This is a genomic window from Vibrio tritonius, from assembly GCF_001547935.1.
Taxonomy (GTDB): Bacteria; Pseudomonadota; Gammaproteobacteria; order Enterobacterales; family Vibrionaceae; genus Vibrio; species Vibrio tritonius.
This window is the reverse complement of sequence record NZ_AP014636.1, coordinates 55,017-80,138: the sequence shown is the minus strand read 5'-3', so window position 1 is coordinate 80,138 and position 25,122 is coordinate 55,017. Positions and strand designations below refer to the sequence as shown.

The 25,122-nt window shown below is 43.2% G+C and carries 20 protein-coding genes; 15 read left to right on the top strand and 5 right to left on the bottom strand.

Features of this window, described 5'->3' with window-relative positions; all coding sequences use genetic code 11:
• Nucleotides 1–221: 221 nt before the first annotated feature.
• Nucleotides 222–491 (top strand): Lpp/OprI family alanine-zipper lipoprotein, encoded by a 270-nt coding sequence (locus JCM16456_RS15630; protein ID WP_068716226.1) that lies wholly within the window; start codon nt 222–224, stop codon nt 489–491.
• A gap of 65 nt (nt 492–556) precedes the next feature.
• Here the strand turns inward: JCM16456_RS15630 and JCM16456_RS15625 are convergent, their stop codons facing one another.
• From JCM16456_RS15625 to JCM16456_RS15610, 4 genes are all read right to left on the bottom strand, one after another.
• Entirely contained in the window at nt 557–1,468 is a 912-nt protein-coding gene (locus JCM16456_RS15625; RefSeq protein ID WP_068716225.1) for a L,D-transpeptidase family protein, read from the bottom strand.
• A gap of 61 nt (nt 1,469–1,529) precedes the next feature.
• Nucleotides 1,530–2,945 (bottom strand): deoxyribodipyrimidine photo-lyase, encoded by a 1,416-nt coding sequence (phrB, locus tag JCM16456_RS15620; RefSeq protein WP_068718967.1) that lies wholly within the window; start codon nt 2,943–2,945, stop codon nt 1,530–1,532.
• Nucleotides 2,945–3,748 (bottom strand): MerR family transcriptional regulator, encoded by an 804-nt coding sequence (locus JCM16456_RS15615; RefSeq protein WP_068716224.1) that lies wholly within the window; start codon nt 3,746–3,748, stop codon nt 2,945–2,947. The genes phrB and JCM16456_RS15615 overlap by 1 nt, the downstream gene beginning before the upstream one ends.
• Complete coding sequence (locus JCM16456_RS15610; RefSeq protein ID WP_068716223.1) at nt 3,738–4,691, bottom strand: YbgA family protein; 954 nt, start codon at nt 4,689–4,691, stop codon at nt 3,738–3,740. The genes JCM16456_RS15615 and JCM16456_RS15610 overlap by 11 nt, the downstream gene beginning before the upstream one ends.
• Before the next feature lie 480 nt (nt 4,692–5,171).
• On the opposite strand from JCM16456_RS15610, the gene JCM16456_RS15605 reads away from it, so the two are divergent.
• From JCM16456_RS15605 to sstT, 11 genes are all read left to right on the top strand, one after another.
• Nucleotides 5,172–6,650: an ATP-binding protein gene (locus tag JCM16456_RS15605; protein ID WP_068716222.1), complete on the top strand. Its 1,479-nt coding sequence runs from the start codon at nt 5,172–5,174 to the stop codon at nt 6,648–6,650.
• Nucleotides 6,651–8,243 (top strand): GGDEF domain-containing protein, encoded by a 1,593-nt coding sequence (locus JCM16456_RS15600; RefSeq protein ID WP_068716220.1) that lies wholly within the window; start codon nt 6,651–6,653, stop codon nt 8,241–8,243. It begins immediately after the preceding gene.
• 228 nt (nt 8,244–8,471) lie between these two features.
• Nucleotides 8,472–9,020 (top strand): ECF-type riboflavin transporter substrate-binding protein, encoded by a 549-nt coding sequence (locus JCM16456_RS15595; protein ID WP_068716218.1) that lies wholly within the window; start codon nt 8,472–8,474, stop codon nt 9,018–9,020.
• 6 nt (nt 9,021–9,026) lie between these two features.
• Entirely contained in the window at nt 9,027–10,721 is a 1,695-nt protein-coding gene (locus tag JCM16456_RS15590; RefSeq protein ID WP_068716216.1) for an ABC transporter ATP-binding protein, read from the top strand.
• Nucleotides 10,718–11,560, top strand: a complete 843-nt coding sequence (locus JCM16456_RS15585) for an energy-coupling factor transporter transmembrane component T family protein (protein WP_068716215.1) — start codon at nt 10,718–10,720, stop codon at nt 11,558–11,560. The genes JCM16456_RS15590 and JCM16456_RS15585 overlap by 4 nt, the downstream gene beginning before the upstream one ends.
• 333 nt (nt 11,561–11,893) lie before the next feature.
• Nucleotides 11,894–12,865, top strand: coding sequence for an endonuclease/exonuclease/phosphatase family protein (locus tag JCM16456_RS15580; protein ID WP_068716213.1), 972 nt, complete (start codon nt 11,894–11,896; stop codon nt 12,863–12,865).
• 135 nt (nt 12,866–13,000) lie between these two features.
• The gene (locus tag JCM16456_RS23760) at nt 13,001–13,174 is read left to right on the top strand and encodes a hypothetical protein (protein WP_156430563.1); all 174 of its coding nucleotides are present in this window, start codon (nt 13,001–13,003) and stop codon (nt 13,172–13,174) included.
• A 545-nt stretch (nt 13,175–13,719) separates the two neighbouring features.
• Entirely contained in the window at nt 13,720–14,469 is a 750-nt protein-coding gene (locus JCM16456_RS15575) for a PilZ domain-containing protein (protein WP_082712334.1), read from the top strand.
• 386 nt (nt 14,470–14,855) lie between these two features.
• Nucleotides 14,856–15,776, top strand: coding sequence for a DUF368 domain-containing protein (locus JCM16456_RS15570; protein ID WP_068716210.1), 921 nt, complete (start codon nt 14,856–14,858; stop codon nt 15,774–15,776).
• A gap of 126 nt (nt 15,777–15,902) precedes the next feature.
• The gene (locus tag JCM16456_RS15565) at nt 15,903–16,370 is read left to right on the top strand and encodes a copper chaperone PCu(A)C (RefSeq protein WP_068716208.1); all 468 of its coding nucleotides are present in this window, start codon (nt 15,903–15,905) and stop codon (nt 16,368–16,370) included.
• A gap of 285 nt (nt 16,371–16,655) precedes the next feature.
• Entirely contained in the window at nt 16,656–17,888 is a 1,233-nt protein-coding gene (gene sstT, locus JCM16456_RS15560; protein WP_068716206.1) for a serine/threonine transporter SstT, read from the top strand.
• Between the two features lie 70 nt (nt 17,889–17,958).
• Here the strand turns inward: sstT and JCM16456_RS15555 are convergent, their stop codons facing one another.
• Nucleotides 17,959–19,170: a tetratricopeptide repeat protein gene (locus JCM16456_RS15555; protein ID WP_068716204.1), complete on the bottom strand. Its 1,212-nt coding sequence runs from the start codon at nt 19,168–19,170 to the stop codon at nt 17,959–17,961.
• A 738-nt stretch (nt 19,171–19,908) separates the two neighbouring features.
• Here JCM16456_RS15555 and glgX point away from each other — a divergent pair.
• The 3 genes from glgX to JCM16456_RS15540 all read left to right on the top strand — a co-directional run bounded on the left by glgX (nt 19,909) and on the right by JCM16456_RS15540 (nt 25,070).
• Entirely contained in the window at nt 19,909–21,900 is a 1,992-nt protein-coding gene (gene glgX, locus JCM16456_RS15550) for a glycogen debranching protein GlgX (protein ID WP_068716202.1), read from the top strand.
• A 442-nt stretch (nt 21,901–22,342) separates the two neighbouring features.
• A complete protein-coding gene (locus JCM16456_RS15545; RefSeq protein ID WP_068716200.1) occupies nt 22,343–23,305 on the top strand; it encodes a glycosyltransferase family 2 protein in 963 nt (320 codons plus the stop codon).
• A complete protein-coding gene (locus tag JCM16456_RS15540; RefSeq protein WP_068716198.1) occupies nt 23,280–25,070 on the top strand; it encodes a GtrA family protein in 1,791 nt (596 codons plus the stop codon). Before JCM16456_RS15545 ends, JCM16456_RS15540 begins: the two co-directional genes overlap by 26 nt.
• Nucleotides 25,071–25,122 lie beyond the last annotated feature (52 nt).

Below are 25,122 nucleotides of genomic sequence, written 5' to 3'. Positions count from 1 at the left end.
ATCTGGAAATAAATGACTCACTCAACTTGATTCATTACTCACTTCTGAGTTTTTGCACTCGGCACACGACAATTAATTGTTTTATTGATAAAATTTTTGGGTTATTTTGACGTATCCCTTAACGGGTCACTTAAAATTGGCACTACACTTAATTCGTCACTATATTGCGAAAAGAAAGATATAGGGCTTTTGGAAAAAAACCACCTATCAAGGAGTTCAATATGAACAAGATGTTACTGGCAGCTGCAACGTCATCGGTTCTTCTACTGGCCGGTTGTGCGTCTGGACCAGATTCAGCAACCACTGCAAAATTGGACGAGCTGAGTAATCAAGTAAGCCAGCTTAACGATGAAGTCGCGTCATTGAAAAGTGAACACGCTGCTTTAGCTTCTAAAGCAAACCAAGCTTCTGATGCAGCAACCGCAGCCCAAGAAGAAGCCGCTCGTGCTAACGAACGCATCGATAACATCGCACAGTCTTACACCAAGTAAGTCATTAGTTTTATAAAAAAGAGTCAGCAATGCTGACTCTTTTTTATTGTTCGTTATTCACAAAGCTAGCGCTCCGTTGCCGCCACCATTACTGGTACGCCATTTTGCGCTTTAATGACGGCCTCTGCTTTTGCATCCGATAAACCAAATTCATCAAGCCACCAACCAAGCTCCATCGGTACAACCAGTTTTTTCTTAACACCGTTGCTGCGAGTTAACGGTTCGTGGGCTTCAACATAAACACTGCGATCAGGCTCTAATGTCACTTTGATCGGTTCATTAATAATATTCACTTTTAAGCCAGTCTTCACATGATGAAACAGCCAATCAATGTCTTTAGGCTCCATGCGAATACATCCAGAGCTGACCCGTAAACCAATCCCAAAATCTTTGTTGGTTCCATGAATAAGGTACTCTCCATGACCATAAGCCAAACGAAGCGCATAGTCTCCAAGTGGGTTATTTGGACCTGCTGGCACCACCGCAGGAAGTTCTTTACCCTGCTTTCGATATTCATTACGAATCGACTGAGGAGGAGTCCAAGTAGGATGAGGACGTTTTTGGCTAATCGATGTCTCCATTTCTGGTGTATCCCGCCCGATACGACCAATACCCACAGGGAAAATATGCACCACTCCACGAGCGGGTTCAAAGTAATACAAGCGCAATTCTGCCAAGTTAACCACAATGCCTTGATACGGAGCATTAGGTAAAATAATTTGCGATGGAATGGTCAACACATAGTCTTCTTGGGGCAAAAATGGGTCCACGCCTTTATTAGCAGCCATAAGCGCCAAAAAACCCACATCATACTGTTTAGCAATCTGAGCCATAGTTTCATGAGGTTTCACCACATGATATTGCAATCCACCCACCATCCGACTTCCTTTGGGCGGCAAATTGAAGGTAGCCGCCCAGGATGACGATGCACTACTGCACAACACTAAACTGACGAATAACAGTAATTTACGTCGCATTGATTGTTTTATCCTAGGTATTACACACTGCAGTTAGGTTACTGTGCTTTTGACCTATGAATCAATACTCCTTCGCCTGTTTATAACTCGCCAACGCCACTTCGCGCTCCGCTTTATGATCTATGATCGGTTTAGGATAAGCGAAGGAGAAAAAGTTCGGGGCTTTCCATGGCTCGTGTATCCATTTGCTCTCTATATTTTTCAGCTCTGGAATCCAACGACGAATAAAATGGCCCTCACCATCAAACTTTTCACTTTGGCTGGTAGGGTTAAAAATACGAAAATAGGGCTGGCCATCGCATCCGGTAGACGCACACCACTGCCAACCACCGTTATTAGCGGCAAAATCTCCATCAATAAGCTGACGCATAAAATAGCGCTCTCCCCACCGCCAATCGATATGCAGATCTTTAGTCAGAAAACTGGCCACAATCATACGCAGACGATTATGCATCCATCCTGTTGAATTAAGTTGACGCATTGCCGCATCGACTATCGGATACCCTGTCCTTCCCTCACACCACGCTTGGAATAACACTTTATCGTTCAACCAAGGCACATGCTTTCCCCACGCATTAAAATCTAGGTGGCGACAAAGTTTAGGCTCAAAGTGCAGCAGGTGTTGATAAAACTCGCGCCAGATTAACTCACTCAACCAAGTTTCTGCACCCGGCGTTAAACCGGTTGGCTGAGCTTCTGCATAAAGTCTGGCCATACATTGACGAGCAGAAATAAACCCTAGAGCAAGATAAGGAGAAAGCTGGCTGGTTGATTCCAATGCAGGAAAATCACGCTCCTGCTGATAATTGGCCACCTTATCCCGGCAAAACTCACGCAGCTGCTGACGAATATCATCGAACGACACTCCCCAGTGACTGCTATCGAGCCGAGGGTAGTCAAAATCTTGACCATCGGACCACAAACAGGATGAGATAGCCTCCGGCCAACTCTCTACTTTCTTCGCGGCAATGGTCTTTGTAATTTTAATCGGTTGCATTTGAGCTAACCAAGCACGTTTAAATGGGGTAAACACTTTAAAGTATTCACCTTGTTTATTTCTTACCGAGCCGGGCGCTTGCACACACTTATCTTCTAGCGCTAACCAGTCGATACCCTGCTCGGCTAATTTCTGCTCACAAAGCTCATCACGTCGAATTTCATTAATTTCGTATTCTTTGTTCGCCAATACACGCTGAGCACCCAATTGAAAGGCAAATTGAGCAACCCAGTGCGATGCTTGAACAAAATCAGGCACTTGGATATAACACAAGGGAATATTGAGTTGCGACAGTTCGTCTTTAAGCTCAAACAAACGGCGATAAATAAGATCGGCTTGAATCGGGGCCATGTCATGCGATGCCCATTGTTCTGGAGTCGCCGTGAACACTGCTATCGTAGGCTGCTGTGTCGCAATCGCTCTATTAAGAGCACTGTTATCTATCGTTCTAAGATCTCGACGTAACCAGACAATTTGCATCATTTATCCCTCTTTAAAAAGGTGTGTAACGCACCACCAATTCGGCCATGACTGCCAAAACGAGTCATGAGTTGGTCAATGAGCTCCATTTGCCCTTCGGGAACAGGCCGGTTGGAAAACAACACCAGCGAACTCATGTCATCCAAACAGCCGTGCTCGATCAAAGCAGACAACTCGTCAACGCCATCTAGCATGGTCACATTCCAGCCTTCGCTACTCACTTCTACCGCATGCAGCCAAGCAAATAGGTTCCCCACCGAATCGAGGTTAACAAATAAACAGCGCCCCTTTTTGGCCGCCTTGTTTTCCGATTCCAAAATGGCAGACAACCGACTGAGCATCACGCTTTGAAATAGCGCTTTTTGCAAGGTTCTTATTGGCGCTTTAACTTGCTCTAGCGATTCAACAATCGGCCCTACAAACTGGTTTTCAGCGATATTCAACGGGTACTCTTTTAATACCGAAGAGATCGTTTGCTGCACTTTTTGGCGCTGTAACTGAGCAAGACTCATCAGCACCGTTTCACATTCAGCAAGTCGTGCTAGGGGATCTGCCGCTAACATGTCGGCATTCTCTCCCGCCAGCAGCTGTGGCACCTTACCAATTGCGACTCCTTTGGCGAGCCAACTTTGGATCTGTCGAATCTCACTAATATCTTGCTCTGAATAGAGCCGATGCCCTTTATCCGTGCGTTGCGGCTTGATTAAATTATAACGACGCTGCCACGCCCTTAAGGTTACAGGCTTAACACCTGTCAATTCAGCAACTTCACGAATGGCATACCATTTTAATTCACAACCCATAACGTAACTTCAGCTCCTGCGGATAAGGGGTTAAATATCTTTGTTGACTTAAATAGTCATCAGGGAAAAGAGAAAGATAATGTTTAATTAAGGTAATGGGGGCTAGTAGTGGTAGCACCCCTTCACGATAGTCGTGAATCACTTGGGTAAATTGAGCCTTTTGCTGTTTATCCAAGGCACGTTTGAAATAACCTTGGATGTGCATCAACACATTGGTGTTATTTTTCCGGGTCGCTCTAACACTTAAAGCTTGCATCAAACCAAGGCGATACAGCGCAACAAACTCTTGTGTCTCATACTGTTTAACATTAGCGACAAGCTTACCAAGAGAGCGATACGAATCAGGGTGATGCGCCATCAGTGTCAATTTGTAACGGCTATGGAACTCGACGATTTTTCCTGCGGTTGGCACTTCTCCCATCGATTCGTAGAAATCATGTAGGCAAAAAATACGTGTGACGAAATTTTCTCGCAGTACAGGGTCGTTTAACCGGCCATCTTCCTCAATGGGTAACCAAGGCATCTGCTGTTTGAGTACCTGCGTATACAGACCCACTCCATCTTTCTCCGCGGAGTTTTCTCGATAGACTTTGACTCTTTCCATGCCACAAGTGGGGGATTTTGCGCAAACCACATAGCCACATAATGGCTGCTCCATCAATTTATTAACCTTCTTGTGGGAATACGCTAGCATGGCTTCTGTGTGATCATTACTCGGTTTCTTCGTTTCAACCAAAGCAATCGCGTCCCCAGAATAAGCCAAGCGAATAGTGGGCCGAGGAACGGGCATTCCCATACCAACCTCAGGACAGACTGGAACATATCGCACAAACTGCCCCAATTCCTTAGAGACAAAGTTATTACTTTTATGCCCACCATCAAAACGCACTTCATCACCGACAACACAAGCACTGACACCGATAAGAATAGAATCCGATTCCATGACACCACCATTGTACAAAAAACTAATTTGTATAATATATAGCACAATAAAAATGAGTTATACAAAAAAAAATGTTGTACAGCTTTCGGTGTCAACACTAGGTGAGAAACAGTCATTAAATTGACTATATGATGCATAATTCCTTAAAAACAGGGGGTATAACACATGTCAATAGTTTGTCGAATTGATACTCTACAACATGCATAAAAATCTAAGGCATCTCATCGGCAGTTCAGTATATAATGAACCAACCTTATGAGAATTCAGCACTTTTCTTTTTGCTTACTATCATAATTGTGATTGGCATATTTTGTGCTAAATATTGAATATCCAAGGGTGAGTCCATAGGAGCAATATGCGCTTATGTTATCTATAATCTTCGATATAAAGACTGAGCCCAAATAGAGCGCTATTAGCGGGCCAGCAAACCCCAGTGTATGCATGGAACGCATAAACCACTACGCCATAGGATGTTGAAGTTTGAGTAATTGCAGTCTCTCTCTAGAGCAACAAATTCAGCAACTGAACGATCAGTTGACTATTGAACCTGCAAGCGCGTTATCGAATGTTCAAGGCTGTTTAATCACCGCCAAAGAGCAGCATTCTCCTGATGCGGTGTTGCAGTGTCTGATCATTGCAGCGCGTGCAGCCCTGCAACTCGACGATTTAAAACTCAGCACCAAACACATCAAAGCCGCACTTAAATTTCAACAAACACTGGATAACGATGACAATCTTGCTGAAATCCTTCACATTCATGCGTTGATTTACTGGCATCAAGCACAATACTACTCTGCACAACATTTTTGGATTCAATCGTTAGAACAATCCGCATGGTCAGACGGTGTGAGTGTCCAAATTGAATCTCTTATCGGATTAGGTAACGTCTGGCGAGAAACTGAAGAGTATGGGTTAGCAAAAATAGCCCATGAACTTGCCGTTCGCGTCGCCAACGCTACTCGCAATGAAAACTTAGAGATTCAATCTCGTATCCTTCTCTCATGGGACCTCCATCTTCTTGAGTCGTTTGCAGAAATGCTCACCGTATTGCAAGGGGCCGAAGACCTTCTCAAAAGAACACCCAATAATGCACAAGAAGCGCAGTTATGGGATTTTCGAGCGGTTGCTTTACTTGGGTTAAAACATGTTGATGAAGCTGAATATGCAGCCGACAATGCCTATGCCTTAGCTGATAAACAACAGCATATTTGGATGAAAACGCTCGCTTTAATGAGTAAAGCTCGTATTGAACTACTAAGAGAAGAGCCTCAACTTGCGCTTACGTTCTTGAAGGAAGCAGAAGGGTTAGCTAAGGCATGCCATGCTAATTACGCCAGCCTTTTAGCACGTATTTACTATAAACAATCCTTAGCTCATGAGAAAAGTGAGCAAATGGATTTAGCGCTCAACAGCTTTAAACTGTATCGTCATCACTCAATTGAACATATCCGCGCCCGCACATTACAGTTAGGCTCCGATAAGGCGCGCCTGTCCAAGCACCAATTAGAGAAAAAAGCTCGAAAACTGATCAATCGTATCCACGCTCAACACGCTCATGAATCTGGTCGACATTTTAATCGGATAATTTCAGAAACCCTATGGTGGGAGCAATTAGTCCAGTTAAAAACTCAACTGACAAAAGCCAACTATTCGGTCATTACCATTCGTCACCCAAACCCTGATTGCATCGATGCATGCGCAGAAATCGCCCACACTTTGTGTACTCAAGGGGACTATCTGGCGCAAATCAGTAGCGACCGTTTAGGATGGTTGGTGGATGAGCAAAGCGCTTCTGCAGAAGAACTGTATCGGATTTTAAACCAAATGATGGCAATTTACCCTTGGCAACGTAAAGGGATTGCCCCCAACTTACCAACCATCAAGATTCAAGATCTTTTGACCTTTCCATTTACCCTCGAACAGCTTGAACAAGAAGATGAACAGCAAGGAGATCGTTAAATGGAAGCTCTACTGAATAAAGTACAAGATGCCGGCTACGACATCACCACCGTTTCAGGTGTTCAAGCGATCGAGATGTGGAATGAAATCAGAATCAAGGTGGCAACTGAACCTAGTGAGCAAGCGCTTTGCCATATCATTAGCTCGGAACATCAACTCAGCATACAACAGCTTTCGAAAAGTATTGACGAGCTGAATCAAGCACTTAGCATACTGACCAATATTGACTCTAGTTACGCCCGTCGAGCCGATTTGGTGCTGATGGCAAAAAACGCATTAAGCGAACGCTACCTCACTCAGGGTGACTACGCTCAGGCATTGAAGGAATACGTCAGTATCACTCAATATGCAATTGAGCATGGCGATATAGATACCTACGCCAGTGCTATCTTGGGCATGGGAAAACTGTGTGAAAGCTTTGGAGATGCAAATCGAGCACTGCGCTATTATCAAAAAATAGATCACGTTGACCATGCTCTATCCAGCCGCAGCTTGCGCTTACACTACAAACTGCACAAACTGAGTTGTTTTGTTACCTTGAACAAACTGCCCGCGGCACGCGAAATATTAAAAGAATGTGAAGAGCTGTCGATTCTGGTGAGTGATAAGCTATTGACTGGGCAGATCATGCTTTACCAATCTCAGTTGCATCGTCAGCACGGCAACTTGAGCGAGGCTTTGCGTATATTAGCGAATATTCCCTATGCCGTAGGTAATATTCGTTCTAACTGGTTTGCCTGTAAAAGTAGGATTGAACAAGCACGATGTTTACTTCCTTCTCGCCCAGCCCTCGCAACTTACTTACTCGATAACGCACAACGTCGTTTACAACATCGCAGTAAACCTGAACTAAAGATTGAGCTTTACCAAGCCTACAGTGACATCTACGCAGAGCGAGGTTTGTATAAAGAGTCACTCTTTTACGAAAAATTGGGATTTGAAACCGAGTCTCACCTTATTTCTCAAATTCCAATTGCGGATTTGGGAGCAAACCAACTGCGCCGTTTGGCACGCTTCGATTTGCAACTCAAGCTGATCCTATCTGAAATGGAAAATCGGGAGCTGAAAGAGACAACCGAAAGCCAAAAACACGAAGTAGCTCAGCTACAACAAGATGTGTTTACCGACCCTCTCACTCAATTAAAAAACCGGCGTTGGATGGAAAGTTGCTTAAAAGAGCTTTTAATCCATGAAACTGAGTTTGCTTTTCTGGTGGTCGATATCGATCACTTTAAATCCATTAACGATGAACTAAGCCATCTTGCCGGTGATAAAGCCATCGTTAACGTCTCCACACAAATTCTGCAGCAATTTAATCGACCGGGTCATCATTGTGTGCGCTTCGGTGGTGAAGAGTTTTTAGTCATAGTCGAAAATGTAGACTTAAACCAAGCTTTAGTGCACGCCGAAGAACTGCGTAAAAACATAGAACAACTGGATTGGAAAGAAGTACTTGGTGAACGACGATTAACCGTAAGTGTGGGCGTGACCCTGCATCGTTTAGGCGAAAACACCCAAAGAACGTTTTACCGTGCAGACAAAGCGCTCTACCGTGCGAAAGCCAATGGTCGCAACCAAGTCTGCTCTGAATAAACCGAAGACTCTGTCTGTTTATACGCAACGGATTGCGTCAAATGAACACATTTATCTTTAATAAACAGAATCGACTGATAAAGTTGCCGTTAAGTGAACAAATTTCATACGCGAAATTCTGTGAACAAATAGCATCTTGATAGTAGATGAGTATATAATGCGCCCCCTAATTTTACAGTCAGCAAAAATATCGATTGTAATAATCGTTCTTTAAACAAAGGATCCGTTATGAATCTCTCCGCGAAAACTGTCGTAGTGATTGCGATTGGTGCTGCTCTTTATGGTATTGGTGGACTGCCTATGTTTGGTATTCCCGTTTTCGCTAATACCACCCTGAAACCAGCGATGGCTGTGCTGGCTTTATTCTCCGTCATGTTTGGTCCCTTGGTTGGCTTCCTAGTCGGATTTATTGGCCACTGGGTAACGGATCTATTTGCCGGATGGGGTGTTTGGTTAACTTGGGTATTAGGCTCAGGCATCGTTGGCTTTGTGATGGGCATGTTCCCTTCCCTTACTCAACGAAACTTAGAGAAAGGACTATTCCCTATCCGTGATTTCATCCTGTTTGTTGGCCTTGCACTGGCTGGTAACGTAATTGGTTACGGCTGTTCTGCATTCCTAGACAGTATTCTTTATGGCGAACCAGATGCCAAAGTGTACACACAGATGGCGATTGTCGCTGTGGGCAACACGGTACTGATCGCAATCGTAGGTTACTTTATTCTGAAAGCCCTAGCGAAACGTAACAAACAAAGTCGCAATCTGACCGAGGCATAATCGGGCATGACCATCGAGTTTTCTAACTTCTCTTTTCGTTACGCGTCACTGGACAAACCGACGCTAAAAAACATCAATCTAAGGATAGAGCAAGGCGAGAAAATCGTAATCATTGGACCTAGTGGTAGTGGCAAATCTACCCTAGGCCAATGTTTAAATGGGTTAATTCCGCACAGCATCAAAGGTGAGACTCAGGGCAGTCTTACCTTTAATGATCACGCGACCACCGATTTTTCTATGGATAACTTCACCGAACAAGTTGGCACTGTATTACAAGATACAGATAACCAATTTGTTGGCTTAACGGTTGGTGAAGACATTGCTTTTGCTCTAGAAAACCAAAATTTGAGCCCTGCGCAAATGTACCCGCTGGTTAAATCAACCGCTCAGTTGGTCGATCTAGAACAACTTATACAACAAGCACCTGATGACCTGTCGGGAGGCCAAAAACAACGCGTCTCTTTAGCGGGCATTCTCGTTGACGATGTAGAAACACTGCTGTTTGATGAACCGCTTGCGTCACTGGATCCCGTGTCAGGCAAACGAACGATTGAAATCATTGATGAACTGCATCAAACATCAGGTAAAACCATCATTATTATTGAACACCGTCTTGAAGATGTACTGCATCGACCGGTTGATCGCATTATATTGATGGAGCTAGGTGAAATCGTCGCAGACATGACGCCAGCCCAACTGCTCTCCTCCGACCTACTATCAAAACACGGCATTCGTGAACCCCTGTATTTGTCGGCATTAAAAGCAGCAGGATGTCAGATAGCGGCAGAACATCACCCAGAATCATTAGCCCAATTAAATCTTGAGCCATACCGTGCTGCGATGACGCAATGGGGAGTGCACGCCATTGATAAAACCGCAGCAAAATCCCTATCGCCTCTTTTATCGGTGCGCGGTTTAAGCTACTCCTACGATGGAAAGCGCCAAGCGCTAGACGACTTATCTTTCGATATTGCCCATGGCGAGTTTGTCTCAATATTGGGTAAAAACGGCTCCGGTAAATCCACCATCACCAAGCTGCTTATGGGGGTTATCGAACCCGATGCGGGCAGTATGATGTTCGATGGTATCGATTTAGCGACCCTTTCTATCTTCGAGCGCAGCCAAAAAATCGGCGTGGTGATGCAAAACCCAAATCATATGATTTCCCATCATATGATTTTTGATGAAGTCGCCTTTGGCTTACGTAATCGTGGGGATGATGAAGCTAGCATTGAAAAGAAAGTCAATGAAATGCTGACACTCTGTGGTTTAAGTAAATTCCGCCATTGGCCAATTGAAGCATTAAGTTATGGGCAGAAGAAGCGCGTTACCATTGCGTCTATTTTGGTCATGGAACCGAAACTGCTGATTCTTGATGAACCAACAGCAGGGCAGGATTATCGCAATTACACAGCCATGTTAAGCTTCATTGAAGAGCTTAACCGCAAACTCGATATCACTGTCATGATCATCTCCCATGACATGCATTTAGTGTTGGAATATACCACTCGTTCTATCGTTATCGCGGACAGCCGTCTTTTAGCCGACCAAGCCATGATAGAAGTCTTCACTCAACCACAATTATTGGCTAAAGCGAATTTAACCACTACCAGTCTCTACGAGCTTTCATGCCGATTAGGTACTAGCGATCCTCTGAATTTTATGACCCACTTTATTCAACAAGAGAAAGCGGCATTATGAAAAGCGAAAAAATGAAGTTTGGTATCAGTTATATTGATACCGACTCGCCATTACATGCCCTAAATGGCATAACTAAATTTGTGCTGTTTATCGCTTGGATCACCGTGGTACTCACAACATTTGATTTGCGTCTAATTGGCTCGCTGCTGGCAGTAGGTTTAGTGTTGTTAAAAATCACTAAAGTCCCTATGTCGGTTTATCGTCCGTTATTAATTGGTACCGGAACAGTGCTACTAATGAATGCACTGTTCATGTATTTGCTTGCCCCACAACAAGGTTCACAGTACCTCAACGCGGCGCATGTGCTTCTTGAACTTCCAGGACACTATAGCCTGACCCAAGAAACCCTCTTTTACTTAGTTACAGTCACCCTTAAGTATTTTTCTATGTTCCCAATTGCGTTGGTGTTTGTATTTACCACCCATCCAACGGAATTTGCTGCCAGCTTAAATCGCTTAGGAGTGCCTTATAAAATTGCTTATGCGGTGAGCTTAACCCTTCGTTATTTGCCCGAAGTGAAAAAGGATTTCGTCAATATCATGCATGCCCAACAAGCTCGAGGGGTTGACCTCTCGGCCAATACACCGTTTTTTACGCGCATGAAAAACGTCTCTAAGGTACTTGGACCATTAATTTTCTCTAGCCTTGACCGAGCAGAAGACATTTCAAATGCAATGACACTGCGAGGATTTGGCCGTCAGAAAACTCGCACCTGGTATAGTCTCAAACCCATGACTAAAACCGACTATGCTTGGTTAACCGCCTTAGTGATTATTGTCTTGTTGGCGCTGACCAAACGTATTTTGCAAACCGAGTTGTTTTGGTATCCTTTCGGTTAATATACCCAAGTAACCTCAAGATGCTGTTTCAGCGAGAATGTATTCGCTTATAGGCAAGGCTCCGATTTGAATACATAGTTATTCTACGTAGAAAATCGATAACGCAGCATAGGATCAAATACAGCTCGCCCCTTGGGTGCTCATCAATAAGCCCATTTCTGCGCCCAATGACGTTGAAAGAGAATGACCATTTCTTCCGTAATTGAGCACGACTAAGGCTTATTGATGAAGCGCTAGATTCTGCATCTTGAGGCCATTTGGGTATACACTTCTGTTTAACAAGACTCTGTCACATCTTATTAACACCATCTGTTATCTCCATAGGATCGGTTCATGAACTTTACTTTTGCGACCCTTAATTTACTCAATTACGCGGCACCACCCAACGCTTGCTATGCGTTTCACAATATCTACGACAGTGAACAGTGGCAAAAGAAGCAGCAATGGATCGCAAAGCAAATAGAACAGGTACGCCCTGATATTATCGCCTTTCAAGAAGTATTCAGCAGTGAAGAGCTAAAACAACAAGTTCTGAAACTCGGTTACCCACACTTTGCCACCGTAACCGATCCTACGATAGAAGAGGAGTATCTTTACACCGCTCCTGTCGTCGCCATTGCAAGCCGTTACCCTTTAGATGAAGTGTGTGCCGTCGACTACCCATCCAACCTAACCCAAAACCAGCAGGACTATCGTCGTCAACCTTTACGAGCAACAATCACCCTGCCCGAGCTGGGCACAATTGATGTCTACATTGTGCATTTTAAATCTCAACGCCCAATGGATAACGCGCTCAATTTGGAATCAAATGACACCACTAGCCTAGATCAGTGGCAACAAGCCTGTGTCGGTCGTTGGTTATCTACAGTTCAACGAGGCTGGGAGTGTCATCTTCTTTACCATTCAATTGTTGAACGTAAAAAACAAACCGCACACCCTGTTGTTTTAATGGGGGATTTTAATCAAAGCTTAGCCAATAGTGAGTTAGCCGCTCTCAACATTCATGCGCACCCAAGAACCGATGAACCAACACAAATCGCGCCTTATCAACTCATTGATGCAGGTGCCATTTGGTTTCATGAAGAGCCATGGTCGCGACCTGCCACCCATTACCATGGCGCAAAAGGCAATGTATTAGACTACATATTGCTCTCTTGGGAGCTGCATGGCTCATCTGACTTTCCCCGCGCAGAGCTCATCCATTATCAAGTTCTCGATAAACATCTGGTCAACCCTAATTTCGATGATGATGCCTATGCCAGTGATCATGCTGTCGTTAGCTTAACCCTGAAAGCCACTCTCTAGAGCAAATATTCTTTAACAAAATAGCACTTTAAACTAACAAGTTTGCAACTATACTCGGTCTAAAGCCAGCCAGTATGGCGGGAAATCCTCCTCCCCAATCAAGGGAGTTAGCGAACCAGATGAGTTGGAGTGACCATGATGAAAGATTTTGTTGAAACAATGAAACTGCGTGGCCAAGCTGCTGAAAATATCTATTTTTCGCAAAGAGATCGGAAGTTAATTGAACAAATACACCGTAACCCTGAAGTGATTGAGCGATGTAAACCCGATCAGAAGGTGAAAAATGCTTCGCAAGCACTAGTACGCTGAGTCTTGCTACTGTGCAGGTCATTTAAGATGATGCCTAGACACGTAACACTTAGGCATTATCTCATCCCATTCATCGTTAAAATAACCACTACACCACGTCCAATATGACCTAGCCCTACTTCTTAGCAGTGCAACTCCTCTTAAATAACGTTGGTTAAATTAGCCTGATTGAGTTTAAATCATTCGCCAAGCGCTGCTCGTTTTTCCATGCGTATAGCTGTTGAACATAATTTCCCCTTTCATAAATTAATCAAAGCGTTATGATATGCAACTATAAGTTGTAACCTACAACGTTCTCTAAAAGGCTTACCAACTTTGTTTTAGGTACTATACCCAAATGACCTCAAGATGCAGACTTCAGAGCTTCATCAACGAGCACAGGTCAAGCTCAATTACGGAAGGAATGGTTATTCCCTTTCAATGTAATTGGGCGCGGAAATGGGCTTGTTGATGAGCGAATACATTCTCGCTGAAACCGCATCTTGAGGTTACTTGGGTATAATAGCCAATCGAAATAAAAGTTGTAGGCGCATTTGAAAATATGCATGCAGACGAAGGAAAATGAATCCATGGATTCCCAGCTGACTGATTTAGCTGATAACACCCCATCCCTAACCGAAGAATCGACATTACATAGTAGCGAAGCTCTTGAGCTCATTGAGCACAGTAGTGACATTACACTCAATATTACCACACCTGTAGGACGAAAGTTTTTCTGTCACGCACGCTTTATCGGCCCTCACTCTTCATCAGTTGTATTTATTGAGCCACCACAACTCTCTTTTGAAGACTGGAATGACTATTTTCAAGAAGGCTTTTGGCTTAACGCGAAAGCGATCGGCCAAAAAGGATTTGGGGCCGTTATCCATTTTCGGAGTCAAATCAAGTTTATTCAACGTTATCCTTTTCCACTCATCGCCTTATCCATTCCTCATTCCATGAAAGTTCGCCAATTACGAAAAGAACCTCGTTATGATGTAAAAATCACTGGAAGGATCATTCACTCATCGACTCAAAGAGAATGTGAAATTCGTAATCTATCTAAAAACGGATGTCAGTTTTCACTGCCTAAACTGGGTCATCAGTTTTATATGGGAGAACCTTTAACTATTGAGATTTGCGATTCATCCGCAATAAAACATGATTTACCACCATTAGAGGGGTTAATTTGTAATGTTGGCCACACAGGGCATAACTTACTCTATGGATTACAGTTTAATGAAGAAGGGCGTACCAATGTACAAATTCTACTGAAAAAGTTGCGATTTAATGGAAGCAGGCTCTCTTTCGGTTAGCGACTTAACGTCCACCACCAAATTCAAGACAAAAAAAATGCCAATCGTAAATAAGGTACGATTGGCTTAGATATTTTGTGAACAATACTATTCACTAACAACGTCAGTTGGCTAGGTGACCCTCGGCTTTAATAAGGGTCGTATTTATATATGCAGTAAGCGTGCCAACTTTTTAATACTACTTTTTGATTATTTTTTGTTCATAAAAGCGTAATTCAATCTTCATATCCCATTATTATTTGCAATATGCAAACCAATCTGTCTCATTTTGCAAATATCTCTTCTTACTGTTTCGCAAATTCTTTGCAAAGCCATCACGACAAAGCAGTCACTATGAAAAAAGTTCGTTATACTGCAGCTCTCAGTTTGGCATGTTAAGGTATTCAATGAATTACTTAAGTACTTACCTCAAAGGCATCGCAATGGGTGCAGCCGATGTTGTCCCTGGCGTGTCAGGTGGCACTATCGCATTTATTACTGGAGTTTATGATACGTTGCTAGAAAGCATCCGTCGCATCAACCCAAGTTTATTTACGCTTTGGCGACAACAAGGCTTTAAAGCGGTCTGTGCACACATCAACTTATTCTTTCTGATGTCTCTATTTGCGGGTATTTTGACCAGCATTTTAACGCTCGCAAAACTTATCTCGTGGCTTTTAGTTACACACCCTATTCCGATTTGGTCGTTTTTCTTTGGTCTGATTTTGGTATCGGTCTATCACATGTTAAAACAGGTAGAACATAGACAATGGGTGCAATGGGGCTTTTTGTTTATTGGTGTGGCTTTGGCTTACAGCATCACGGTACTTAAGCCTGTCGCCATGGATCCCACCAGCATCAACATTTTAATCTGTGGGGCCGTAGCAATTTGCGCCATGATTCTTCCTGGCATTTCGGGCAGCTTTATCCTACTGCTTCTCGGCATGTATGCTCCCATTCTTAGCGCGGTAAAAGGCATGCAAGTCAGTACACTGGGGTTATTTGCAATTGGCTGTGTGATTGGCTTGCTTAGCTTTTCTCACTTGCTATCGTGGCTTCTTAAACGCCATCGTGACACCACATTAATGTTCCTTACTGGATTGATGCTTGGTACTTTGCCTAAAATATGGCCATGGAAAGAGACATTGACTTGGAGAACCAATTCGCATGGTGAACAGGTGCCACTACTGCAGCACAACTTATCACCTTTCGAATTTGAATCAGTTACCGCTCAACCATCTCAATTGTTTGTCGCAATCCTTCTCATGCTATGCGCTATCGGTGTGGTACTGGGGTTAGAGAAATTTGCAGCAAAACCTTCTAAATAGTGATTTATCATTCAAGGCAGGGTGATTCCCTGCCTTGTGCTGCATGCTCACTCACACAAACATCTTTTTGTTCATGCTATGATGTTGGCGTTTAATGTTGACTTCATGACCTAGTGGATACCCAATATGCCATTTCTTCGCAACCGAACCCTCGTTCTCTTTGCATGTTTATTTTGCACATCGGTGTTCGCCGCTGAAATAAAGGTCATTCAACCTTATGTCAATGTCACTCGAGCCAACGATTTAAGCGCTTCCGTTTACGCACAGTTAGTCAACAATACCAAAGAAGATCGTTATCTTGTGGCAGCACAAACAGATGCTGCATCAAAAGCAGAATTACGTACGGTTGTAAGCCGCGGAAGTGCTAACGAAACTCGGAACGCCCCTTTCTTTAGAGTTCCACCGCAAAGTACGCTAGAACTCTCACCTAGTACTCAACATATTGTTTTACTTGGCTTGATTAAGCCTCTCGAAAAGAACGATCATATTAATGTCACCTTGATCTTTAAGGATGGACAAAAAGTGCCTGTTAGAGTTCCTGTCACCTTCCTAATCACCGACTTTATGCACATGAAAGCAAAAAATACAGAATGATTTTTTATGCATGTTGGCATCAGTTAAATACCTCAGTAATTTTCTCAAACTTCATTGGTACAACAACGCTCATTCGATAACCTTCACTCTAATTTAGCCACCGCTAATCCTTCCGAATTTCACCTACCTTTCATCGAAAACATGTTTTAACAATCGATATAGGCAATTTTTTTTGCTATGGAGCAATAAAACCTAGACACAATGTCTGGTAACGTTAATATTGACCACTTTTAGTGGCAGGCACTAAAAAGAAAGACAGACATTTGATTTAATACAGGGATAACTATGCAAAGCAACAATATACTGAGTCGTTTTGTGCAAGGTAACCTCGTGCTTCAGATCTTGGCAGGTATCATTCTTGGTATCTTCGCCGCGAACGTAGCACCGGACTTTGCGAAAAGCGTAGGCTTACTTGGTAGTCTATTTGTCGGAGCTCTTAAAGCCGTAGCTCCAATCTTGGTTTTTATTCTGGTCGCGGCCTCTATCGCTAATCAAAATAAAAACAAAAGCACCTACATGCGACCTATCGTGGTTCTTTATCTGTTGGGCACTTTCGCTGCAGCACTGACTGCCGTTGTACTAAGTTTCCTTTTCCCAACAGAACTTACATTGGTCTCAGGCGCAGAAGGCACAACACCTCCACAGGGTATTTTAGAAGTACTACAAACACTCCTGTTCAAACTGGTTGATAACCCAGTCAGTGCACTTATGAACGCCAACTACATTGGTATTCTAGCGTGGGCGGTAGGTCTTGGTCTTGCTTTGAACCATGCATCAGAGAGTACAAAAGGTTTGTTCGAAGACCTAAGCCACGGTGTGTCACAAATCGTACGCTTTATTATTCGCTTGGCACCATTTGGTATCTTTGGATTGGTATCGTCTACGTTTGCAACCACGGGATTCGAAGCTCTTTCAGGCTACCTGCACTTATTAGCCGTATTGCTTGGCGCAATGGCAATTATTGCTCTAGTGGTTAACCCATTAATTGTGTACGTTAAAACGGGTTCTAATCCATACCCATTGGTATTCCAGTGTTTACGTGAAAGTGGTGTCACCGCTTTCTTCACACGTTCGAGTGCGGCAAATATTCCAGTCAACATGAACTTGTGTCGTAAACTGAACTTGAACGAAGATACGTATTCCGTATCTATCCCTCTGGGCGCAACCATCAACATGGGTGGTGCAGCAATTACGATTACCGTTCTAACGTTAGCTGCTGTAAACACCTTAGGAATTCAAGTTGACCTGATGACAGCTGTATTACTGAGCCTAGTTGCGGCAATTTCAGCATGTGGCGCATCAGGTGTTGCAGGTGGTTCATTACTACTGATTCCTCTAGCCTGTGGCCTATTTGGTATTTCTAACGACATTGCGATGCAAGTAGTGGCGGTTGGTTTTATCATTGGCGTGATTCAGGATTCAGCAGAAACAGCGCTTAACAGTTCAACGGATGTCGTATTTACTGCAGCGGTATGCCAAAGTCAGCAAAAAAAAGAGTATAAGTTAGCGGAAGACTAATCACTGCTGTTCTAGGGCAAACAAAAAAACCCGAGTTTAAACTCGGGTTTTTTACATTTATGGCAGGAGGCTAACGAGGTGTATAATCGAATGAAACACTTTTCTGTTGCTGAAACCCTTCGTCATATTGGCCTTTCACTGTTGGTGTACTCTCTACTTTCTCCACCTCAGCTTGCTCATGCTGTTCAAACGGAATTTCCATTTCCCCATCTATGGATTCAAAAATGTCGTTTGTTGGACTCTCAATAATTTCGCCATCATCCACCTCTTCGCCCTTGTGTGGGATAGGAATCGGTCGCTTATAAAGCTTGTTTAACGCTCGAATAATCGAGTGAGGATGTACAGCACCGGAAGCAATTTTCTTTTGCAGTGGCTTAGCCAGCGATTGCAACCCTACCACAGAGTCAACCCCAATTTTGGTCCCAACGTTATCACGCATTAATTTGGCAGGTTCATAGCCAAAATGGGCGGATAAAAAGAGCCAAATGTAGGCCACAGCATTGCCATTCACACCAAAGTCCATCCAAGCATCACCAGCGTAATACATGGCCTCAGCACTGCCTTGCTCTGACGCTCGTTCAAGCCAATAACAGGCTTTGCGATGGTCGATCGATACTCCGACACCTTTCAAATAGTTAAGGCCGAGTTTCATCATCCCAACCTTACTGTCCATTTTGGCAGCTTTGTTATACCAATAAGTTGAATCAGAAGGTGATTGGGATATGTTATCTTTAGAAACACTCCAATCTCCCATGTAAATAATGGCGTCCATCAAATTATGATCGGCCGCTTCGTGAATCAACGTTAGGCCTTTTGCAACATTGACATCCGTTCCACGCCCATAAATGAGCGCTTTACCTGCATCCAATTTAGCATGCAAATCACCTTCATTCGCACGAATGTAAGTTTCCCAAAAATGTAGCTTTTCTCGCAGCACCAAATCGTCCTTCATGCGACGACAGATTCGTACTAATCCATACATCCCATTTAAATTGTCCATTTGCGCGGCTTTTTCATACCAGAAAAACGCTTCTTTATAATTAGTGCGCTCCGCCTCTTTGGCAAGATAAAGCATCGTAGGGATATGACCAGACTCAGCCTTAAACAGCCGTTCTTTTCGTTCCTGATCCCGCATTCGCTGTAGTGCTCGGCGATAAGCTTCTTCCTTCGCTATTTTTTCTGTTTCCATCCGACGACGACGCATAGATAGCGTAATCATCCAAACAAAAATAAGAATGAGCGAAAGACCAAGTACCCCGATGGCAATCCCAATGGTATTCATCTGCTTGTTTTCTTTCTCTACTCGGTGAGGGACATCTTATGACTGGTCTCACTGACGTTGTATTTATCGACCCGCTCTATACTACCTTAGTATTGATTAAAGTGGCAGAAGCGAATAGTTATCAATTTTTAGTTAATGTTTAGCTTTAATGCTTATATACCAAAGTGACCTCAAGATGCCGTTTAAGCGAGAATCTATTCACTCTGAAATAAGGCTTTGATTTGATTATTTTTGATCATTTCTAACATTTAAATATTACTTGATTGCTTCCTAGTGAAGACTTCGTCTTTCTTGTCTATTTTCTTCACAGTTCAAGATCACAAAACGAAGCTTCTAAAGTAAAAATGGTCGGAATGGCCAAAGACTCTATGTTATCGATGTTTCATTCTTGAGAAAACAGTAAATTGATCAGTAGAAACATTCCTAAACACAATGTCACATTCCACGCTTTAACAACTTAAAAGACGTAGGCCGCAACAACCAAGCCGTTAATGAGCTATATTATACCCAAGTCACCTCAAGATGCGGTTTCAGCGAGAATGTATTCGCTCTCCTAGGCAATACGACGATCTTTTTGCTACTTCATTTGCTCTCTAATACCGTGATATGGACGCAGTATTCTAATGGTTGCATGTCAATTTTTAGACAACGAGCTTGACCTATTGAAAACAAAGCCTTTAACTAGAAGTAGCAGTTGGCGTTAGTGACAAACACGGAATAACAACATCGAATAAGCGTATGAATGATATGGTTTCTCGTCCTTACCCTCTGGGTGCGACTCTCTCTAAAACCGGGTGCAATTTTTCGATTTACGCTCCAGCGAACCCCAAGATTCAGTTGGTGTTATTTAATGAAGATAACAGTTATCGCACCGTAAATTTCCCACATAACTATGCAGGGGTGTTGCACACTTTCGTCCAGAATATTCAAGCTGGTCAGCGTTATGGTTTTTTAATTGAACATAACGGAGAGCCACACTATATAGCCGACCCCTACGCCAAAGCACTCTCCGGTGCTTTAAGCTATCAACCGCCTTTTGACTCACAACAAAGCCTAGCGCTCCCCAAATGTGTTGTGGTCGATGACCAACAATTTGACTGGCAAGACGTACCCAAACCCAATCGTCCACTCGATGAAATGGTGCTCTTTGAAACTCATGTCAAAGGAGCAACAAAATTGCATCCCGACGTGGCCCCCAAAGATCAAGGTACGTATCTTGGGTTGATTAGTGAAGCCATGCTCACTTTCTACAAAGATGAACAGATCAATACGTTGCAATTACTGCCTATTGCCGCCTGTATGCATGAACCTCATTTATTGGAAATGGATAAAGTCAATTACTGGGGCTACAACCCTTATGTTTTTATGGCTCCCGACCCAAGGTACGCGCACCGCGATGCGGTTAATGAGTTCAAAACCGTAGTACGAGAACTGCACCGCGCCGGTATCGAAGTGATCCTCGATGTGGTTTACAACCACACCGCAGAAGGGGGCGAAAATGGCCCTATTTTTAATCTGAAAGCGTTAGACTCTAATTACTACTTAATACACGGTACCCATTTTGCTAATTTTACCGGATGCGGCAACACGGTTAATCTCTCGTCACAATCATCGCTAAATTTGGTTATGGACACCCTAAGATATTGGGTGCAAGCCTATCAAATCGATGGCTTTCGTTTTGACCTTGCCGCGACATTAGGCCGTAATGGCGACAATTTCAGCCAAGATGCCGCCTTCTTTAAAGCCGTGGCACAAGATCCCATCTTAAAACAGGTTAAGCTGATTGCAGAACCTTGGGATATCGGTCCAAACGGTTATCAGGTGGGTAACTTCCCGTTTGGTTGGAATGAAACCAACGACAAATTGCGGGATATCGCCCGCAGCTTTTGGCGTGGAGACAGCGGTTATTTAAAAGAACTCGCCACTCGACTTATGGGGTCTCGCGATCTTTACAGCGCAGCTAATTGGCCATTTAAACTCACCGTAAATTACATCACCTACCATGATGGCTTCACGCTGCAGGACTTGGTGTCGTACAAGCACAAACATAATGAAGCGAATGGTGAACAAAACCGAGATGGTCACGGAGATAACCGCTCAGAAAACTATGGCGAGGAAGGCGAAACCTTCAATGTCACAATAAAAAGCAAACGTGAAAGACAAAAACGCAACCTATTAGCAACACTGCTCTTCTCATTTGGTATTCCACACCTGCTTTTTGCCGACATTTTGTCTCATACACAAAAAGGCAATAACAACGCCTACTGTCAAGATAACGATATCAGTTGGATTAACTGGGAAGAAACGTTAACCAAAAATGCGTTTCGTCGTTGGTTAAGTAAATTGATTCACGCAAGACAAACCTACATGGTGCCGTTTATTCGTGCATTTAGTGGTGAAAGACGCAACCACAATAGAGTATTTTGGCGACGAGTTGACGGCGAGATGATGCAGCAAGAAGATTGGAACCGCTTGTCGAGCGTTTCTCTGCATTTAGGCATCGGAGAAGATGGTGAAGAACTCCTTTATCTCATAAACCAAACACGCGCCCCTGCACGATTTAGCCTGCCGACCGATCGCGATCAGCGTTGGCAGTTATTGTGTGATACCAACGATATGCACAATCAGCTCTCGCAAGACATTGAGAAAGAACGGATGCAACTGCCCGTCTCTATGTCAATTCTCTATTTTAATCCCAACGCCCAAACCTCCTCACAAGAGAATAAATAATGGTGATTGGTGTAACCGCTTAACCCAGCGACTTAGCCCAAATAATTTTGCAGTTCCTAAGTCGCTGTTATTGATGGGAATCACCCCTCTCCCAACAGCAAAACTATTGAACGCTATCAATTTCATTCCGCCCATCACCACATCATAAACAACAAATCACATATCAAACAAAAAGACCGCTAAGTCGTGGCAGATTCTTAACAAAGCGCTGTTTTTCCCCTGATATTAGATTGCTCAAATAGACTGGTAGTTTCTGGCTGAATAGATATATATTTCTTTATTGTTTGTATAAATAACTCACGTAAGGCTTTGACAAAAAATACACAAACGTCAACCAGGAAACCAAAAATAACAGATATAACTCATTGTTTTTACTGTTCAAAAGCTTGTTTACCAAGTTATTATTTAGCGTCCCTATTGGGAAATGATGTAGGTAACGAATATGCAAAAAACGGTTTCAGTCGTCATCCCTTGCTACAACGAAAGTGAAGTGATTGACTACACAGTTGAAGAACTGCTCAATGTCACAAACAGTATCGAAGGTTATCAGTTTGAGCTGATTTTCGTTAACGATGGCAGTGCAGACGATACAGAAGCAAAGCTTCTCAACTACAGCCAACAACATGACAAGGTACACTTAATTTCGTTCTCTCGAAATTTTGGCCACCAACCTGCGGTTTCCGCTGGCATTGAAGCGGCGACGGGTGATGCGGTTGTCTTGATCGATGCAGACCTCCAAGATCCACCACACTTAATTAAAGACATGATTGAACTGTGGGAAAAAGGCTACGACGTCGTTTACGGAACACGTGAAAACCGTGAAGGCGAATCACGCTTTAAACTTGCTTCTGCAAAATGGTTCTACCGCATTTTGAACTACTTATCAGAGGTTTCTATACCATTAGACACAGGTGATTTCCGTTTAATGGACCGCCAAGTCGTCGACCAACTCAATGCGATGCCCGAAAAAAACCGTTTCATCCGCGGCATGGTTAGTTGGATCGGTTTTAATCAAACCTCTATCCGTTATCAACGCAATGCGCGCTTTGCAGGAGAAACAAAGTATCCTTTGCGTAAGATGTTGAAATTTGGGCTCGACGGTATTCTTTCTTTCTCTGTTAAACCACTAAAACTCTCGATTGTGATGGGCTTTCTTTCATCAGGCATTGCTTTGTTGATGCTGATCTACACCGTCTATGTGCGTTTGGCGACGGATCAATGGCAATCTGGTTGGGCTTCTATGCTGGTTGCGTTGTTGTTCATTGGTGGGGTGCAATTAATTTCCATCGGTATTTTGGGTGAGTATATCGCCCGTATTTACAATGAATCTAAAAACCGTCCACTCTATATCGTGAAAAAAAACTTAGGGCAGAAAAAAGATGATGAAGCGTCTAGCTCAAGTTAATCAATTCATTTGTACTAACTTGCAACAAAAGATGAGATTCGTCATCGTTGGCGGTTTTAATACCGCCGTTTCTTACCTCTCTTTCGTTGCAATATACCAGCAGTTGCACAACTATCTACTCGCATCTGTCTTAGCGTACTGCATTGGTGTGTTGTGCAGTTTCTTACTTAACCGAGGATTTGTCTTTAATAGTCAGCATCAGTCAGGACAATTTATATCATTTGTATTGGTTAATTTATCCTCACTTGGTGCAAGCACTCTAGCACTCTACTTAATGGTGACAGGGCTGCATTTAAACGCTTATATAGGGCAATTCTTCAGCATATTTGTGTCAATGATTATGAATTATCTAGGCTACCAACGAGTTTTCAAAAAAGGTTTCAACCTGAGCAGTTTGTTTAGCTTGGCAATGGATGATAACCGCACAATCAATGTGTATAGCGTATTACGAGCCCTAGTGATGTTACTCTGCATCGGTGTGACCGCCCGTAATATGTACACCTCTGTTTTGGTGAACATTGCACACGACGCTTTACCTTACATGGCAACTTACACCGATAAATTTACATCGGAAGGCCGCTGGATAAACTTTGCCTTATTTGAGATCAGCCGTAATTTAAATGCCCAACTAGCCAATACCCTATGCTATCTGTTTATTGGACTGTTCGGCTACAACGTGTCAATGGCAATGAAAAAGGACAAATGGCTAGCGCTGTTTTTTGCGATGGCTGTGATGAATATTCCTTATTTCACCATGCTGTTTAAATGGCCGATGACACTGTTACCAGGCTGTTTTATGCTGGCGGTATTCAGTTATTATCGTCACCGTATTTCGGTGCCTAAAATGCTGCTGCTAGCGGGCGTACTGCTCTTTGCCACCTACCCTGCATTTTACTTTGTTATGCCACTTATTTACTTAGCAGATCTACGTAAAGGCACTTACAAAGAGCTACTGATATTCATGCTATGGTGGGCGGCGGGTTACATCTTAGGCTATGCCGTGGGTAATGGTTTGGTCTACCTGTACACTTGGATCTTTGAAGGCAATGCTCACTTTATGCAAATGGCATCATGGCGTAAAGAAAACCCACTAACAGGGTTGAGTTCTTTACTTGCCAACACGGATAGAAGTGTGGGTGATTTCATTCGAAACGCTAACTACATTTCAGCCTTAAGCGCATGGTTCTATTTGCCAGCATTAGGTATCACACTCATCACGTTAAAAGAAAACATCAAATATTATCTGGTGTTACTGGCGGTGATTATTTCGATTTATGCGAGTGTGATTGTACTGGGTGTTCATGTGCCTCTGCGTTCGGGCATCACATTACCACTCGGTATTGTGATGGTGATTTTCTTAGTCAAGACACCATGGTTACGTTACGTCAATATCGTGTTATTACTGATTCCTTTGGCTTATCAAACGAATTTTTATAACACCAACTACAACAATACGCGTACGTTAATGGAAAGCGTGATAACCAGTAACGATACTCACGATTATATCGATGCAAAAGACCAATATGATCATATTGTTGCGACGGTCGATAAAGAGAAAATGAGTGCTTGGCTACTGGATAAAACAGGCTCACGAACCTTTAAAAATCTCGCTAACTTGGAATATCACATGATACGCCCATTCTTCTATAAACAGGGCTGGCCAGATGCGGTCATCACAGTGAAATACAAAGATCAATCGACACCTATTCAAGGGAAAACTGACGTTAAAATTGAAGACCGCACCCTGTACGTCGACTTCAAATAATTTGACGCTTTCCCTGTAACGAACTTGTCCTGTAACGAAAAAAGAGCATTGC